This window comes from Streptacidiphilus rugosus AM-16 (genome assembly GCF_000744655.1).
In the GTDB taxonomy this organism is placed as follows: domain Bacteria; phylum Actinomycetota; class Actinomycetes; order Streptomycetales; family Streptomycetaceae; genus Streptacidiphilus; species Streptacidiphilus rugosus.
Genome location: NZ_JQMJ01000004.1, coordinates 834,556 through 851,417, shown reverse-complemented (window position 1 = coordinate 851,417; position 16,862 = coordinate 834,556). Strand labels below are relative to the sequence as shown.

Sequence of the window (16,862 nt, the reverse complement as noted above, 5' to 3'; positions counted from 1 at the left end):
ACCTCGGCGGCGATCTTCCGCAGCGAGGTGCCCTCGTCTCGCAGGCCATGACGCGCTGCTGCTGCTCCCTCCCGGTGGACCCCGTCTCGCGGACCGTCTGCGAGCCGGGCGAGCTGGCCCAGCGCGATCTGTGGTTCCCCGCGGTAGACATCCCCCTCGGTTACGGCCAGTCCGGCCGCCCGCCGGTGCTCATCTTCGATTCGCACGAGGAGTCCCGATGGGACGATGCCGCGGCGTCCTTGGCCATGCCCATGTCGCCAAGCCGCGCACGACTACGGCTTTGCCGTGCTTGGCTCGGAACACGGCCGCGATCTGCTGCGGTGTCGGACTCAATACGGTTCGACGCCCTGATACGTGCGGACGCCGATGCTGCCCCACTCCAGTGCAACGTTCAGATCGGGTGCTGCGATCACCCAGATCTCGCTGACGTACTCCTTGCCCTCGACGTAGCGACCATTGGCGAGCATGCCGTCGGTGCGCAGGACCGCGGCTGTGCTGGGCGCATGCGGGTCGCCGGTGAACACCCACGAGCCGCTGTCGCGCAGTTCCTCGTTGCGCTGGTGTAGATCAGCCTTGATCTTGTCCTTGGCCACGGGGTCTGCCTTGCCTTCGGGCTGATAGATCGAGAGCAGGTACTCCCCATGGAGGCCTACATGCGGGAGTAGCGGGCGATGATCACGCCCTTGGTGGTGGTGACGCTGTCGGTAAGCTCGAACTCGGTCAGCGGGGCGGGGCCCTCGAACAGCTTAGTGCCGCTGCCCAGGGTGAGCGGGTGGATCAGCAGATGATAGGTGTCGACCAGGCCGGCGTTGTGCAGCTCGTGGACGAGCGTGGCGCTGCCGATGATCGTCAGGTCGTTGCCGTCCTCCTGCTTGAGCTCGGCCACGGTCTCGGCGGCGTCGCCCTTGAGCAGGATCGAGTTCTGCCAGGTGTCCGCGTTCTGCAGGGTCCGGGAGCAGACGTACTTGGTCGCCGCGTTCATGTGCGTGGTGAAGGGGTTGTCATCCTTGCGGTTGCCCCAGGCGGTGATGAAGTCCGTCCAGGTCCGGTGCCCGAACAGCATGTCGGTGGGCTTGGACATGCTCTTGCCCATCTCCATGCCCATGACCTGGTCGTTGTACGGGCCGCCCCAGCCCCCGTGAGTGAAGCCACCGCGGGTGTCTTCGTCCGGACGACCCACGCCCTGAACGACTCCGTCGAGAGTGATGGACAGCGTGGCGTTGACCTGGCGCATGACGTGCTCCCTGCTCGTGCGGACCGCTCTTCCGCGGCCTGCTTCACCCCCTACACGAAGAGTCACCCGCCAAATCGACACCCGGCCGGAACTTTTCTCCCAGCAAAGTCATCACGACCAGAGGAACCTGGTAACCCGAGCGGACGGCGCGCGGATCTCATCGTGGGTGACTAGGCGGGTAGGGCTGTGAGCGGGGAAGAGACCGCGCGATATTCACTAACGCGGCTCGGCGTCGGCCGCAGCAGTGGAGTCGACGTTGCCCTCCACCCGGGTGCGCAGCAGGTTCAGCGTGACGGCGGCGCTCTTGCCAAGCGCGGTGAGCGCCTACCCGACGTGGAGCGGCACTTCGAGTAGACGGTCCTGGCGACCAGGCCGAAGTCCTTCACGCGGCGCAGGCTGGGTGAGCACCTGGGGCTGACGCCCCGGAGCCTGCGCTGCAGCGCGCCGAGGCGCTGCGGGCCTTCCTCCAACACGCCGACGGCTAGCGTGGACCACTTTGTTGGCGGACAGGTCCAGCAGCGCCCGACAGGGGCACTCCGGGGCATAGACGTCGTGGTGCGTGTCTCGGGCGAAATGGCCGGCAGGTACCACTGCGACCTGGACTTCGAGGCCACGTTCCCGCTGGTCCAGCGGCACGGCCTGCAGTTCTGACAGGCGGCGAGGAGCGTGGAAGGCGGAGCGACGCCAGAGGAACTGGAGACCCTCATCGAGGACGCGCTCCTGCTCGGTGACGTCGACGCCGCCACTGGCCTGTTCCACCCCTCCGGCGTGCTGGTCCTCAAGGACGCGCGCGAGTTCCGGGGGCACCGGGCGCTCTGCGCCGCGCTCTCCACGGTCCGCCGGCACGACGTCACCTACGTCGCCACGCCGCGAAAGGTCCTGCAGGTCCGGGTCGCGGCCTTGCTCCTGGGAGCGGACACCGTCAACCCCGCCGCTGCCGCGAGGACGGCATGTGGCGCTACGAGTTCCTCGTCCTCCTGAGGGGAGGATCATGATCATCCTCCGTATCCACCACCGGATCACGGACCTGGACACCTGGCTGGCGGCATTCGCCCGGTTCGAGTCCGCCCGCGCCCAGGCCGGTGTGCGTTGTCAGCACATCCGGCAACCCGTCGACGACCCGGCGTTCATCGATGTCGACCTCGGCTTCGACACCGTGGCAGCCGCCCAGAGCTGCCGCGGGTTCCTCGTCCGGAACGTCTGGCCGAGCCCCGCGAACGCGCCGGCCCTCTCCGGTCGTCCCCGTGCCACGATCCTCAAGGACGTCGCCGCACCATCCACGGCTCGGGCGGCGACGAGCGAGAGGGGCCCCCGATGACCCCCATCGACACCCACGTCCTGCTCGGCTCGAACCGGGTCCAGCTGCCTGACCAGCTGTCCTTCCAGCCCGACCGGCTCCGTGCCGCGCGCGGCGATCCGTTCCGGATCTCTGGGTTCACCATCTCCGGCAGCGTGGGAGCCGCGCGGAGGGGAACGGCCCGGAACCCGCGAACACCTCCCTGGGGCACACCGCTTATCGGGTGCCCCGTGACGCGGCCTGGTGATGGCGTGCCCAGCGAAACCGGGGCGGTTGCCAATGTCTGACGTTGCCTCAACGGGATGCTCGCACATGAAAGAAGTTGCGAAAAGTTGCAGAAAGAAGTTTCCAATGTGACGTCGGCGCTGCTACGTTCCTGTGCCGCAGCGCCGGTCCGCTCGGTCGGTGGCTGACGGGGACGCACGGACCAGGGGGACACATGTCGATCGCGGCGACCACATCTGCGGGTCTCTCGCCCGCACTCATCGGGCGTGAACGCTCGATGCCCGACGGAGGCGTGCTGGATCTGTTCGAGGCCCGGGCCCGGACCGCACCGGACGCCGTCGCGCTGGTCTGCCGGGGAGAGGAACGCAGCTACGGCCGGCTCGACCGGGCAGCGACATGCCTGGCCGCACGCCTGCGCGACGCGGGCGTGCGTCCCGGCGACGTGGTGGCGGTGGCCACCGCCCGCTCGTTCGCGGCGGTGGTCGGCATGGTCGCCGCATGGAAACTCGACGCCGTGGTCCTGCCTCTCGATCTGCGTCACCCTGAGGACCGGATCGCCTGTCTCCTGGACGACTCGGCGGCCCGCGCGGTCGTGACCGACGCGAATGCGGCTGCCGGGCTGCCCGCCGTCGGTGCGACGGTGGTCGTGTACGACGCCGACGACCTCGGCGAGGCGTCTGTCGAGCCGCTGCCCCGCCGCGCGCCGGTGACCGCGCACAGCCGCGCGTACGTCCTCTACACCTCCGGCTCGACCGGCCGGCCCAAGGGCGTCCTGGGCGGCCACCGGGCACTGCTCAACGTGGTCCTGGAACTCGCCGATGCGCTGCGGAGCACACCGGACGCCCGCTGGGCCACCATGGCCCCGACGACCTTCGACATCTCACTCGGGGAGATCTGGGTGCCGCTCGTCAGCGGCGCCCGACTGGTCATCCCCACGGAGGCCGAGCTGAGGGACGCCGCCGCACTCGTCCGGCTGCTGGACGCACACGAGGTGGACCGTATGCAGGCGGTGCCGTCGCAGTGGAGGGCACTGCTGGACGCCGGGTTCGACAGGCCGGCGATGCTGGCCATGACCGGTGGCGAGGCGCTGACCCCGGCTCTCGCGCAACGCCTGCTTGCGCGTGTCGGCGGCCTGGTCAACGGCTACGGCCCGACGGAGACGACGGTGCTTTCGACGCTGTGGCAGGTCCCGCAGGAAGCGGCCTCGACATCGATCGGCCGGCCGATCGCCAACACCCGCGCCTACCTCCTCGACGACCTGCGTCGCCCCGTGCCACCCGGCGAGCCGGGAGAACTGTATCTTGCGGGCGCGGGGGTGGCCCTCGGCTACCTCCATCGGCCCGATCTGACCGCCGAGCGGTTCCTGGACGAGCCGGGTGACCCGGCCGCGCGCTGCTACCGCACCGGCGACCGGTGCAGGCTGCGCCCCGACGGCACACTGGAGTATCTCGGGCGCGACGACGACCAGGTGAAGCTGCGCGGGCAGCGGATCGAACCGGGCGAGGTCGAGGCCCGATTGGCGGAACTGCCGGACGTCGCGGACGCGGCGGCGGTGGTCCACGACGACACGCTGATCGCCTTCGTCGTCCCGGTCGGCGTGTTGAGCCCGGCGCGGGTGCGGGCCGGCATGGCGGCCCTGGTACCGGAGACCCTCGTCCCGAGCGTCGTCGTGGCGGTGACGGAGCTCCCGCTGACGGTACACGGAAAGGTCGACCGCGCTGCCCTCGGCGCTCGGGCGGCCGAACTGGGACCCACCGTGGACGCACGGCCCGCGGCGGGCGGCGGGCTCGCCCCGGCCGGTCGCCAGGAGCCGTCCCTGGGAGCCGCTCTGTGCGAGCTGTGCACAGAGGTCCTGGGGGTTCCGGTGGCGCCGGGCGACGACCTCTTCGCCCTCGGGGCGCACTCCCTGACGGTGATGCAGCTCGTCGCCCGGCTGGGGGAGCGCTGGCACCTCGAGGTGCCAGCGAGCCTCGTCTACGATGCCGAGACGGTGGCCGAGCTGGCCGAGGCGCTGCGCGGGCTGCTGCTGGCGGACGCGCGGTGAGACGGGCCCACCTGACGCCGGAACACCACGCCTTCCGGGCGGAGGCCAAGGCCTTCATCGCCGCCGAGATCACCCCGTACTACACCCGCTGGGAGCGCGAGGGCACGGTGGACCGCGCCCTGTGGCGCAAGGCCGGCGCAGCGGGCCTCCTCGGGCTCGACGTCTCGCGGACCTGGGGCGGAAGAGGTCTGACGGACCTGCGCTACCACTTCCTGCTCGGCACCGAACTGGTCCGCGCGGGCGTAGCCGGAGTCGGCATCGCGCTGCACAACGACGTCGTCGCCCCCTACCTCACCGCGCTCACCGACACCGCCCAGCGCCGGCGGTGGCTGCCCGGCTTCTGCGCCGGGGAACTGCTCGTCGCGATCGCGATGAGCGAGCCGGACTGCGGGAGCGACCTGCGGGCGATGCGCACCACCGCCGTTCGGGACCGCTCCCACTACGTACTCAGGGGAACCAAGACCTTCGTCAGCAACGGCAGTCACGCCGACCTGATCGTCGTCGCGGCCGTGACCGATCGGGCCCGGGTCCCTCGGGGCGGTGGGGTCAGCCTCTTCGTGGTCGAGGGCGGCACGCCCGGACTCCGTCGGGGCCGGCCGATGCGGACCCTCGGCTCCGCGCTGACGGACGTCGTCGAGATCGGGCTGGACGACGTCCGGGTCCCCGCGGACCACCTGCTCGGTCAGGAGGGCCACGGACTGGGCCAGTTGACCGGCAACCTGGCGCGGGAGCGGCTCAGCATCGCGGTGGCGGCCGTCGCCGGCGCCGAGGCGGTCTTCGCCGACACGCTGGAGCGCCGCGCGGCCGCCCGCTCCGGTGCGCGGCACGGCGGTGAGGACCCGCAGGCGGCCCGGTTCGTGCTGGCCGAGCTGGCCACCGAGCTGGAGGTGGCCCGCGCCTACCTCGACCGCTGTGTCCTGGACCAGGTGGAGGGCGTGCACACCGTCGCGTCGGGGGCGGTCGCCGCGGCGCAGGCCAAGTGGTGGACCACGGACCTGCAGCGGCGCGTCGTCGACCGGTGCCTGGAACTGCTCGCCGCCGACGGTCCCGACCAGGACAGCCGTGCTGCCCGCGCCTGTCTGGACACCCGGATGATGCCGATCTACGGCGGCACCAACGAGGTCATGAAGGAGCTCGTCGGCCGTTCTCTCGGCCGCTGAGCGAGATGAGGAGAGAGAAGTGAACCGCCGATGACCGTGGCGACGGCCCTTACCGATCCGTGCTGCTTCCACGCGACGCTGGGCACCATGCTGCTCGACCGGTTCCCGGAGCAGGATCCGGCTCTGGTTCTGGGCGACTCGGCCACGACCGAGGCCGCGGACAGCCCCGACGGCCCCGTATTCGACCACATCGCCACCGCCCTGTCCGACTCTCTCCACATCCGCGGCCACCTGGTCGCCGAGACGGACCTGCGTACCGAGGCCGGGGCAGCCGCGCTGCACGAACTGCTGCGGCGGGGGACCCCGTTGATCGCTGTCGCGGACACCTACGCGCTCGACCACTACTGGATGGACCGCGGACGCAACCACGCCCTGCACGCCGTGCTGCTGCGTGACTACGACCCTGCCGACGGGTCGGTCCGGCTGACCGACCCCATGGACGCGACCCTGCACGACGGGCGAACGCCGCTGGCGGCGCTCGACGCGGCGCTGTTCGCCGGGCCGCTCAGCCAGTCGGTGCTGCACGTCACGGCGTGGGCTCCGACGCTCACCGCCGAGGGAGAGGACCACGCCGCGCGGATGCCGCTGCACGCGGACTCGCTCGCCGGACCAATCGGACCAGAGCTCAGCGGGACCGCGCTGGCAGCCTCGCTCGCCCGGCGGCTGGACCAGGTACTCATGCGGATGCCGCTGCTCGCGCGAGTCGACCAGGAGGGCGTCGGCCAGGCGGAGCGTCAACAGGCCGTCTCGCTGATGCTCGGTCTGTGGGGCTATCACCACCGGCTGCGCTGGTTCGCCCGCTACCTGCGCTGCGTGCCGGTGCCGGAGAAGGCACGTCTGGACGGGGCGGCCGACCTCGTGGAACGGGCGGCACACGACTGGCTCGCTGTCAGGACGCTGCTGACGCGGGCCGGGATGAGCGGACCCGAACAGCAGGGTGGCTACCGCGAGGAGATCACCCTGCGACTGACGCGGATCGGCGAGCTCCTCGAGAAGGCCGCGGCCCGCCTGCGCCCTTCCGGGCAGGCCGGGGGGTGCTCCAGGTGAACCCGGGACGGTTCCAGGTGGACCTCAGCGGCCACCGCACCAACGCCGCCTGTGCCGGTCCGGGCGCGCAGCTGCTCGGCGGGGGCTTCGACGGGTTCGGCAAGTGGCTGCCGGCAGAGGACTTCGCCGCCCTGGCCGACCAGATCGGCGGGCTCCCCGGGCGCTGGGGCGCGGGTGGCGCCGACAACGTCGAGTGCCAGGGGCAGCAGTTCCTCGTCGCGCCGCCCGCTCCGGTGCGCGCAGTGGGCGTCGTCGGTGCCGGAACCGGCGGCTCGCTCCGTGACGAACTCACGCTGCTGGGCCCGGAGGGGGCAAGGGAGCAGCGGGTGCCCCTGGCGCTGAGCGACTTCCTCGCGGGCGGCCCCGCCTTCGGTGAGGAGATCGCCGCCGAGGCGGACACCCTCCGCATCGAAGGGATCGACATCAAGGGCCCCCGACCCAAGCTGTGGCGCAGCCGCCGGCCGCTGCCCGCGCCGTTCATCGTGGCGTCCGTCCGGCTTCCGTTCAATCCGGGGCTCCACGTCTTCAGCCTCTGGTTCGAGATCTGAGCGGCCGCTTCAGCAGGGCCCGGCGCCTGCGCCGCCGGGCCCTTCGCGCGCTCTCCGCACCGCGCCGTCCCCACTCGACTGCCCGGCGGACGCGCTGAAACAGAGCGCAACCCCTGCGGATTCCGTGCTGAACGCGTCAGCGCGTTGGCAGGTTAGGGTGCGTCTCAGCCCGCGAGCACGGCGTGCAGTGCTCGGGCCTCCTTGAGCAGGCGGGAGGAGCCGCGCTGCGCGGCGAGCGCCTCGACCTCCGGCAGCGTGCCTGTCGCGCCGCTGCGGGCGGCGCAGTCGGCGGCGATGGACAGCAGCTCCGGAACGCCGCGTATCGGCTCCGGCGTGAGCAGCCCCGGCAGCGCGCCGCGGAGCACCGACCAGACCGTCCCGTAGGCGCCGGACTCGGCGGCCTGCCGGAGGGTGAGCGGCACCCGGTTCAACGGGGCGTCGCCGCAGCGGACCGCGTCGGCCAGGTCAGCACCGAGTCGCGCCGGGTCCAATGCGCGCTGGGCGGCGAGCAGCAGTAGCGCGTCCACAGCCGCGGTGCGGTAATCCGCCGACGGCGCGCCGAGCGTGCACGCCACCGCCAGGTGGACCGCGGGGCCGGCCGGGCCGCCCGCCTCGACCAACTGCGGCAGCAACAGCGCTCTGCCCTTGACGTCGGCCCGGGCGTTGTCCACGATCGCGTTGCCGAGCCGGGCCGCCAACTCCTCACGGTGGCACGGCAGCACCGCAAGCGCGGCGGGCGTGACGATGTCCCCGATGGCGTAGATCGCGCGCCCCTCCCGATCCACCAGGGACCCGAGCACCCGGCGCAGAACCGGATGGAGGAGGTCCTCCTGCTCCGGTGCCGGCCCGGGCTGGGTGACCATCGGACGCAACAGGCCCTGAGCCGGCCGGCGCTCGGTGGGCTGGCCGGGCAGGCCACCCTCGGTGAGCCACCTCGCGAGCTGTTGGCCCTTCACCGAGCGGAGCCGCGCGGCGGCGGCGAGCACCGCCGGGTCGGCGGTCGGCAGGACACGGAGCAGCGCCTGACCGAAGTCCACCGCGCCCACCTGTCCGTCCGTCGCCTCCACGGCGGCGAGCCGCTCCACCAGCGTAGACGCCTCCAGGGCACCGTCGACGTAGCTGGGCGTGGCAAGGAGGAAGGGCGCACGTCCGAACACGACCAGCGCGGCGGCCTCCTCCAGTCGGGCGGCCGCCACGGCGCGGAACCGCTCCTGGTTGTCCGCCCGCAGGGGCCCCTGCCCCTGCAGGATGGCGTCAGCCTCCACCGCCGGGACCTCGCCGAACGCCGCGGCGGCCACGAGCCCCATCCAGGTGTGCGGCAGCGACCAGACGCTGTGCTCGGTGGCCCAGTGACGCCCGCCCAGCACCGGCTTCAACGCCACCCGTAGTGCCTCGACGTCCCGATAGGACTCGCGGACCAAGCCGTCGAGCGTCCGCTCGAACGCGGCGACGCTGTCGTCGCCCGCCAGTACGGCGGCCAGCTCCTGGGCGACCGCGACAGGTCCGTCCAAGGGCCCGCCCAGCGGCACCCGTCGGGGGAGCGGCGGCAGCAGCTCGACATAGGGGCCCTCATCCCCCGCTGCCTGGGCATCGAGACCGAAGAGCGCCACCGCCTGGGCGGCCTGGGCCGGGCCCAGCAGTTCCGTGGCTGCCTGCAGCTCGGACAACAACGTGGGCCCGGCCGCCCTGAGGTGACGCGCCGCCACCTTGAACGCCCGCTCCTGCAGCGCGGCGTCGGTCTGCCCGAACGCCTCCACCGCACCGCGCACAGCGACCGCCGCCCACTCCGGCGACCGCCGCCCGGACCGGTCCAGCCACGCCAGCTGGGCGCGCACCAGCTTCTTCTCACTGCGGAAGAAGACCGTGGCCGAGGCCTCCACCAGATGCTCGGGCTCCAGCAGGCCCTCGGCGTCGAGCTCGACGAGCTGCGCCTGGGCGTGCGCGGCCACCGTCGGCAGGCCGTCAAGCATCGACAGCCAGGCCCGGACCCGGGCGGCGCTCTCCTGCGCCGTCGGTGCGAGCTCCTCCAGCAGCCGCAGGAAACCGCGCTGGTCGCCAGGACGTCCGCCGCGCGCCAACCGGGCCAGGCACCGGTCGAGTATCTCGCCACGCTCGACCACCCCGGCCTCGACCAGCCCCAGGACCGCGCCACGCCACGCCTCGCCCAGCCGGTCGCCCGTTCCGACAACCTCGAACAGGCCAAGGACAAGCGCGGGCGTCGACGGGGCCTGGATCAACCGCAGCACCATCCCGCTGCGCTGTTCGGTGGTGGCGTAGGGCCAGTCGTGGTGGCGCTGCCACGCCAGCACCACGCCCTCCGTGACCGGCACCGGCAGGCCCGTCGCGCGGGCAAGGCGCTCGATCGTCGGGTACTCGTCGCCGAGCCAGGCGGAGGGCCGCCGGTCGGCGATCCGGCGCAGGACCTCGGCCTGCCACTCAGCGCTCTGCTGGTCGACGACGGCCAGGACCGCCTCGTCCTGCCAGACCACGATCCCGGCAGGGGAGCCGATCCCGCTCGCCCAGGAGAACGCGGCGGAGGGCGCCGTGTTGCAGCCGAGCCCCGCCACCAGCAGCGCCAGCTTGTGGTGGTGGGAATGCTCCCACCATGCGACGGAGAACGCCGTGCGGCGGCGCTTGAGCTCGGGCAGCAGGGCGCGGCGCTCCGCCGGGCCGAGCCCGGCGAGCGCGGCCCTCACACCGTCGACGTCGCCGAGGTCCACACAGTCCAGCAGGCTCATCGCGCAGCCAGCTCCTTCGCATCGTTCACAACGGTCGAGGCAGCGGCCCCCGCTGCCAGTCCCACGGCCAGTACGTGCTTGCACGGCCCGCGCCCGCCCCGGTACCTGGCCCACCACAGGCAGGTGCAGCCCAGCGAGCCGTCGGCAGCGCGCCGGACCCGCTGCACATGATCCTCCACCAGGACCAAGGTGCTGCCGTCCGCTTCCGGCCGGACGGCTCCGGCGGCGACCAGGGCCCGCGCGGCCCGCAGCCGAGGGTTGCAGGACTCGCCACGGCCCGCGTCGTAGGGGAGTTGACGGTGGAAGAAGGCCGCCTCGGCGGTGTCGTAACCGACCTGTCCCGCAGTGCCCAGCCGTGTCAGCGCAGCGCGGACCCGCTGCGGCGACAGGCCCGCCTCCTCGGCCAGCTCCGCCACGTCGACGCGCGGCTCCCAGGCCAGCAGCACCGCGATCAGTTCCGCGTCCTGCTCGCTGCCGGCCGCGGCGAGGGCATCGAGCACCCCGCCCTCCCCGGAGAAGCCGCGTGCCGGGTCGGGGGACAAGGTGAGCGTCAGCCGCATGCCTGGCAGCCCGATCTCCCAGGCAGAGCTGGTCGGCCGGGTGTCCCCGGCCGTCAGCTGCGGCCCGTAGACCCGCAGTGTGCGGGCGTGGCGCAGCACCCGCTGCAGCGCGACCAGCCGCTGCGCGCCCGGCAGGCACACGGCGCCGGACACGGGCCGGCTCGTCGGCCGCAGCAGCCGCCCCGCCGGGACCACCCACTGCGTCGCGCCGGTCGTACCGCGTGCGCGGCCTCCCGGCCCGGCCGTCAGCGAGCGCAGGAAACGCACCGCCTCGGCGGCGGGCAGCTCGGCACGCAGGTCGAACCCGGCGGCCACCACCTGCGTCTCGGCGAAGCCGCGCAGCCAGCGGTCCGGCAGCGGAACCTTCTTCTCCAGCAACGGGCCGTCGAGCGTGGTGACCTCCAGCGACTCGGGGCCGACCGCGAGCCGCAGCGGCTCGGCCGGGCCGAGACGCCCCAGGGCGTCACGCAGCGGTACGTTGACGTCGACGTTGGTCGTGCCATGGCCGATCTCGCCGCCGTCCAGGCCGGCTTCGAGGACATCGAGCCGGGCGTAGACGCCGCCGCACCCGGAGAAGGACTCGAAACGCAGCCGGTCGCCGTTGGCCGTGACCACCGGATCCAGCGAGGCGCGCAGCTGCGGCTGGTAGTAGCGCGCGGCCGCCACGTCCGCGACCGCCAGCAGCGCGGCGGCCGCGGCCGAAGGGGCCGTCAGCCACCCCTCGAAGAAGCGGGGATGGGCGACCTCACCGAAGGGCGTGGCGCCGCCGGAGGTTTCCAGCCCGAGGTGCCCGTGCCGGTCGTCCAGCACGGAGGAGCGCAGATAGCGGTACGCGTGAGCGGCTTGCGTCATGCCGGGAACGTTAGATCAGGGCAGTGACATTGATGCTGACACTCGGGTCTCGGTGGTCGTGGCTCGGGCACTGAGGCAGCCCGAGACCATCACGCTCACCGCCGCGGCCCAACACTTCACGGTCTGGCCCACCGCGATCTCCCGACTCGAACGCGGACTCAGCCGAGACGACGACCTCGCCGCCGTCTACCGCGACTGGCTCACCGCCGCTTGACACCGGTAGGAGCTTCAGCATGATCTAGCGAGGAACCCCGGCCGTTCACGGTCGGGAGGAATCGCTTCCTGAGCCACGGCGGTGCGGTGCGCCGCCGTTTCACTGTGGGCGTTTCTGGTTCTCGATGTACTCCTTGATGATCGATAGTGGTGCGCCGCCGCATGATGCGGCGAAGTAGCTGGGCGACCAGAAGTGTTCGCCCCACAGGTACTTACGGATGTGGGCGGGGAACTCCTGACGGAGCCTGTGAGCCGAGACGCCCTTGAGTGAGCCCACCAGGCGGGAGAGGGCGACCTTGGGCGGGTAGTGCACCAGTAGGTGGACGTGGTCGCGTTCGCCATTGAACTCGACCAGCTCGGTTTCGAAGTCGGCGCAGACGGCACGCATGATCTCTTCGCAGCGTCGCAGGATCTCGTCGGTGAAAGGTCCGCGCCGGTACTTGGGCGTGAAGACCAAGTGTGCATGGAGAGTGTGGACAACCGTACGGCCCCTGCGAATGCTGGGGTTTGGTTCCCATCGTGGTGACATGGATCAATGTATTGTCATGCCCGTGAAGATCGTTAGGCAGGTGAAGCTGATGCCGGAGGCCGACCAGGCCGCCGTGCTGCGCTCCACCCTGCGCACGGTCAACGAGGCGGCTTGCTGGGTGTCCGGGGTGGCGTTCGAGCGTGGCGTGCCGCGTGAGTTCGAGCTGCGCAAGCACACCTACGCCGAGCTGAGGGCGCGTGGGCTCGGGGCGCAGGCCGCGCAGCACGTGATCAAGAAGACCCGTGACGCCTACACCACGTTGCAGGCGAACATCCGCGCCGGGAACCTGGGCAAGGCGGGGGCCAAGCGCCGCATCAAGGCGGAGTCGAAGCCGATTGCGTTCCGGCCCGAGGCCGCGCAGCCATACGATGACCGGTGTTTGAGCTGGCAGTACGACCAGTGGACCGTGTCGATCTGGACGACCGCTGGGCGTCTGAAGGGCGTGCGCTTCGCGTGCTCGCCCGATGCCCTCACGATGCTGCGTGAGCACCGCAAGGGCGAGTCCGACCTGATCGAACGTGAGGCGTGTTCTACCTGATCGCCGTCTGCGACGTGCCCGAGACGCCGCTCAATGAGGACCCTGCCGGGTTCGTCGGCGTTGACCTCGGCATCGCCAACATCGCCACCGCGTCCACCGGCTACCGCGCCGCCGGGCGCGGCCTGAACCGGCACCGCAAGCGACAACGTGACCTGCGGAAGACGTTGCAGGCCAAGGGCACCAAGTCCGCGAAGCGTCTCCTCAAGAAGCGCTCTCGCAAGGAACAGCGGCACGCCGCCAACACCAACCACGTCATCTCCAAGACCATCGTCACCACCGCTGAACGCACCGGCTCCGGTATCGCCCTGGAAGACCTCACGGGCATCCGCAACCGGGTACGGCACCGCAAGGACCAGCGGACCAAACTGCACTCGTGGAGCTTCCACCAGCTCGCCTCCTTCGTGGAGTACAAGGCCAAGCGGGCCGGAGTGCCGCTGGTGTACGTCGATCCGGCGTACACCAGCCAGCAGTGCTCCCAGTGCCACCACATCGAGCGGGGCAACCGCGTCGATCAAGCAACGTTCGCGTGCCGCGCCTGCGGCGTGATCATGCACGCGGACGACAACGCGTCCCACAACATCGCCCGAAAAGGCGCGACCGTGTGGACTGCGGGGCGTGAGTCACGCGTCCCAGAGCCAGCCTGACGGCAGCTCTCAGACGTGGGAGGCCACGCGACAGCCAGTCGCGCCCTACCCACAAGCCCGGCCCTTCAGGGCCGGGTCAAGTTGACCCCCCGCTTCGCTCCTGCCCGCACGGGGGTGAACGCCCCGCGTCCGACGGCCAGACGACTCCGGGCGCCGATCCTCGGAGTCTCGGCCCAGACTGCAACAGCCGCATCTTGTCGTGGGAGCTGCTGGAGGCGACACACGTCGGCAGGGCGGCGCGTCGAGTGCTTCCGGCGGCCGTCGATGGGGGCGAGCTCGGCATCGACGGCTTCCCGATGGACCGGCTCGAACCTCTGCGACCGGTCCGCGGCAGCCTTCCGCAGGCGGGCCGGCGCGATCCGCTGCCCGACCGTCACCGTGGGGGCGGGGTCGGGAGTGCTGCTGATGAGGTCCTGATCGGCGCGTCGTCAGCGTTCCGGCAGGCAGCCTCCAAGCCTCGCGGAAGGTCTGACCACCAATCAACTCACGTAGGAATAACCGGAGGAGCTGGATCCCCTTGCTGAACTACGGTCACCTGCCCGGATGTTCCGCTGATGATAGGATCACTGCGTTTTGCGGAGCGGGCGGGTCCACCCTGCATTGGCGGGGGTTCAGGGACCGGCTGTCGGACGCCTGAAAAGAGTCTTATGACGGAATACATCGAAGATCCAGCCACGTGGGCTCTTGTCGTGCTCCTGCCCATCCTCATTGCCATCGTCGTCCGCCAACGGAAGAAGGCCACGGCGTCGCGACAGGAGATCGCGGGGCTCAGAGAGTACTACTCGGGTCTGGAGCACCATTACACCCAGTCGGTCGCCGCGGCGCAGGAGCAAGCCGAGGAAGCGACGAAGAGCGTGCTGAAGTCGGCCATGCGTACCCTGCAGGGTCTCGCCGCCGAGCAGCAACTGATCGTCTCCCGCCTGCAGGCCAAGTACGGCGAGTCGGTCATCCTCCAGGACCTACTGGAGATCGACCACACCAACTCCCAGTTCGGCCGTCGCGCCCAGTCCATCGCAGTCCTGTGCGACGGCTGGCTGGGCCGGCACCGCGACAATGCCTCGGTCTACGACGTGGTCCGCAGCGCACAGGGCCGCATCCGGCACTTCCGGCGGGTGGAGATCCTCTCGCAGGTGGACTTCGGCATCGCCAGCCGCGTCGTCGAACCGGTGGCGCTCGCACTCGCCGAACTTCTCGACAACGCCACCAGCTACTCCAGCCCGGACACGGTGGTCGAGATCAACATCCGGACAGTCCCCAAGGGCGTCGCGATCGTCGTTGACGACGCTGGCGTCGGCATGAACGACGAGGAGCGTGCCCGCGGCGAGCGGCTGCTGCGAACCGAGCGGGTCAAGAGCGTGGCAGGCCTGGGCAACCCGCCGCAGTTCGGCCTCGCTGTCATCGGTGTGCTCAGCGAGCGCTTCGGCTTCGACGTGTCGGTGGACTCCGCCTCACCCTATGGCGGTGTGCGCGCGGTGCTGCTCCTGCCGCACCAGCTCCTGACGACCATGCCCGAGAAGAAGGCACCAACTGCCCCCATGATGCGCGCCTCCGTGCCGGCACCGCCCATGGCGCCCGAGCCCGCGCCGGCATCTCCCGCTGCCGGGACGACTTCCGAGGGACTGCCGCTTCGACGGCGTAAGCGTCCGATGGCGATCGTGCCGGTCTCCGTGCCTGCTCCTACCGCCCAAGCCCGCTCCGGGGAGGAGACCGCGGCCATCATGGGAGCGTTCCAACGCGGAACCAGGTCGGGCCGGGACGCGCCCGGTGACGGACAGGACCAGACGACCAGCACACGTGTGTCAAGCAGTGAAGGGCATGAGTTCTCGTGAACGACGATCTGTCATGGATGCTCGACAGCGCCTTGGAGATACCCGGTGCCCTGCACGCCGTCCTGATCTCAGCCGACGGCCTGCTGATGGCCCGCACCAAGGACTTCGACAAGGACAACGCAGACCGCGTCGCCGCCGCGATGAGCGGAGTGCAGTCTCTGAGCCGCTCGCTCGGTTTCTTCTGTGAGGACAACAGCGGGCTGTGGCGGCAGACGCTGGTCGAGTTCGAGGGCGGCTGGGTCTTCCTGATATCAGCCGGCGAGGGCGCCTACCTTGGCGTCTCCGCCGCGCCGGACGTCGACATGCAGGACATCACCTTCCGGATGCAGCAGCTCGTCGGCCAACTCGGCAAAGTCCTGGTCGCGCCGCCGCGCGAGAACATCGGCGCACGCTCATGACGAGGCCGGGGGACTTCGAGCTCGAGGCCGCGGAGTTAGTCCGTGCCTACGTCATCACCAAGGGACGCGGGCTGCCGGAGGAGGACCAGCTCTCGCTGGTCACCTTGGTGACGGCGGCGCCCGAGCAGGTGCAGCGTCCGCTGCGACTGTCCCCCGAAGAGCAGAGACTGCTGGACATCTGCTCGGCGGGTTACCTCTCGGTGGCCGAGATCGCGGGGCACACCCGGCTGCCGCTGGGCGTGGTGCGGATCATCCTGGCCGGACTCACCGAGGCCGGATACCTCATCACCCGGCCGCCGGTGGCCCGCGCTCGTCTCGCCGACAGGGAGCTCCTGGAGGAGGTGCTCAATGGTCTCCGGGCCAAGTTTGGATCGACGACCGAGTCTGCGTGAGCGGGACTACGTCGCGGGCGGCGCCTCGCAGACCGCCGTCAAAATTCTCGTCGTCGGCCACTTCGCGGTGGGCAAGACCACGTTCATCGGCTCGATCTCCGAGATCGAGCCGTTGTCGACCGAGGAGACGATGACGCGCGCTGCGCAGGACCTGGATGACCTGAAGGGTGTGCAGGGCAAGACCACCACCACCGTCGCCATGGACTTCGGTCGGCTCACCATCAGCGAGCGAGTCGTCCTCTACCTGTTCGGCACACCCGGGCAGTTGCGGTTCGTGCAGATGTGGGAGGACATGGCCCGGGGCGCGCTCGGTGCACTGGTCCTGGTCGACCCGGAGCGGCTGGCCGACTCCTTCGCCGTGATCGACCTGATCGAGCAGTACGGCCTCGGCTACGCGATCGCGGTCAACAACTTCGACGGCAACCCCGTACGCGCGGAGGCCGCACTGCGGGAAGCTCTCGACCTCCTCGAGGACACTCCCGTCGTCACATGCGACGCGCGCGACGAGGAGTCGTCCGCCGCCGCCCTGACCACGCTCGTCAGCTACTTGCTGGACCGTGCAAGTTACGGGGTGGTCCGCGATTGAGGTCGGGACGTGCCGGCCTGGCGGGTTG

The 16,862-nt window shown here is 70.8% G+C and carries 16 protein-coding genes and 1 pseudogene; 12 read left to right on the top strand and 5 right to left on the bottom strand.

Going from position 1 to position 16,862, the window contains the following annotated elements; all coding sequences use genetic code 11:
• Positions 1-329: 329 nt before the first annotated feature.
• Entirely contained in the window at positions 330-593 is a 264-nt protein-coding gene (locus BS83_RS46435; protein ID WP_051942993.1) for a YciI family protein, read from the bottom strand.
• A 56-nt stretch (positions 594-649) separates the two neighbouring features.
• Positions 650-1,234, bottom strand: a complete 585-nt coding sequence (locus tag BS83_RS12920; RefSeq protein WP_037603878.1) for a dihydrofolate reductase family protein — start codon at positions 1,232-1,234, stop codon at positions 650-652.
• A 666-nt stretch (positions 1,235-1,900) separates the two neighbouring features.
• Here BS83_RS12920 and BS83_RS12915 point away from each other — a divergent pair.
• The 6 genes from BS83_RS12915 to BS83_RS12890 all read left to right on the top strand — a co-directional run bounded on the left by BS83_RS12915 (position 1,901) and on the right by BS83_RS12890 (position 7,555).
• Positions 1,901-2,215, top strand: coding sequence for a Cif family virulence factor (locus BS83_RS12915; RefSeq protein WP_037603877.1), 315 nt, complete (start codon positions 1,901-1,903; stop codon positions 2,213-2,215).
• 10 nt (positions 2,216-2,225) lie between these two features.
• Positions 2,226-2,552, top strand: coding sequence for a hypothetical protein (locus BS83_RS12910; RefSeq protein WP_051942992.1), 327 nt, complete (start codon positions 2,226-2,228; stop codon positions 2,550-2,552).
• Between the two features lie 418 nt (positions 2,553-2,970).
• The gene (locus BS83_RS12905; protein WP_084713421.1) at positions 2,971-4,800 is read left to right on the top strand and encodes a non-ribosomal peptide synthetase; all 1,830 of its coding nucleotides are present in this window, start codon (positions 2,971-2,973) and stop codon (positions 4,798-4,800) included.
• On the top strand, positions 4,797-5,960 hold the full coding sequence (locus BS83_RS12900) for an acyl-CoA dehydrogenase family protein (RefSeq protein ID WP_037603876.1): 1,164 nt from the start codon (positions 4,797-4,799) through the stop codon (positions 5,958-5,960). The genes BS83_RS12905 and BS83_RS12900 overlap by 4 nt, the downstream gene beginning before the upstream one ends.
• 30 nt (positions 5,961-5,990) lie before the next feature.
• On the top strand, positions 5,991-7,007 hold the full coding sequence (locus BS83_RS12895; protein ID WP_037603875.1) for a cysteine peptidase family C39 domain-containing protein: 1,017 nt from the start codon (positions 5,991-5,993) through the stop codon (positions 7,005-7,007).
• On the top strand, positions 7,004-7,555 hold the full coding sequence (locus tag BS83_RS12890; RefSeq protein ID WP_051942990.1) for a hypothetical protein: 552 nt from the start codon (positions 7,004-7,006) through the stop codon (positions 7,553-7,555). The genes BS83_RS12895 and BS83_RS12890 overlap by 4 nt, the downstream gene beginning before the upstream one ends.
• A 164-nt stretch (positions 7,556-7,719) precedes the next feature.
• Here the strand turns inward: BS83_RS12890 and BS83_RS12885 are convergent, their stop codons facing one another.
• Positions 7,720-10,293, bottom strand: a complete 2,574-nt coding sequence (locus tag BS83_RS12885; RefSeq protein ID WP_037603874.1) for a DUF6493 family protein — start codon at positions 10,291-10,293, stop codon at positions 7,720-7,722.
• The gene (locus BS83_RS12880; protein WP_037603873.1) at positions 10,290-11,705 is read right to left on the bottom strand and encodes an SWIM zinc finger family protein; all 1,416 of its coding nucleotides are present in this window, start codon (positions 11,703-11,705) and stop codon (positions 10,290-10,292) included. Before BS83_RS12880 ends, BS83_RS12885 begins: the two co-directional genes overlap by 4 nt.
• A gap of 58 nt (positions 11,706-11,763) precedes the next feature.
• Here BS83_RS12880 and BS83_RS12875 point away from each other — a divergent pair, with 58 nt between their 5' ends.
• The gene (locus BS83_RS12875; RefSeq protein WP_232248254.1) at positions 11,764-11,919 is read left to right on the top strand and encodes an XRE family transcriptional regulator; all 156 of its coding nucleotides are present in this window, start codon (positions 11,764-11,766) and stop codon (positions 11,917-11,919) included.
• A 99-nt stretch (positions 11,920-12,018) separates the two neighbouring features.
• On the opposite strand, the gene tnpA is transcribed toward BS83_RS12875, so the two are convergent.
• Positions 12,019-12,447 (bottom strand): IS200/IS605 family transposase, encoded by a 429-nt coding sequence (tnpA, locus tag BS83_RS12870; RefSeq protein ID WP_084713419.1) that lies wholly within the window; start codon positions 12,445-12,447, stop codon positions 12,019-12,021.
• A 10-nt stretch (positions 12,448-12,457) separates the two neighbouring features.
• Between tnpA and BS83_RS12865 the strand changes: the two are divergent.
• From BS83_RS12865 to BS83_RS12845, 5 genes and pseudogenes are all read left to right on the top strand, one after another.
• Positions 12,458-13,629: pseudogene (locus BS83_RS12865) on the top strand (RNA-guided endonuclease InsQ/TnpB family protein).
• Positions 13,630-14,276: 647 nt separating this feature from the next.
• Entirely contained in the window at positions 14,277-15,458 is a 1,182-nt protein-coding gene (locus BS83_RS12860; protein ID WP_037603870.1) for a sensor histidine kinase, read from the top strand.
• Positions 15,455-15,856, top strand: coding sequence for a roadblock/LC7 domain-containing protein (locus tag BS83_RS12855; protein WP_037603868.1), 402 nt, complete (start codon positions 15,455-15,457; stop codon positions 15,854-15,856). The genes BS83_RS12860 and BS83_RS12855 overlap by 4 nt, the downstream gene beginning before the upstream one ends.
• Positions 15,853-16,248 (top strand): DUF742 domain-containing protein, encoded by a 396-nt coding sequence (locus BS83_RS12850; protein WP_037603867.1) that lies wholly within the window; start codon positions 15,853-15,855, stop codon positions 16,246-16,248. The genes BS83_RS12855 and BS83_RS12850 overlap by 4 nt, the downstream gene beginning before the upstream one ends.
• Positions 16,205-16,834: a GTP-binding protein gene (locus BS83_RS12845; RefSeq protein WP_051942989.1), complete on the top strand. Its 630-nt coding sequence runs from the start codon at positions 16,205-16,207 to the stop codon at positions 16,832-16,834. Before BS83_RS12850 ends, BS83_RS12845 begins: the two co-directional genes overlap by 44 nt.
• The last annotated feature ends 28 nt before the right edge of the window (positions 16,835-16,862 follow it).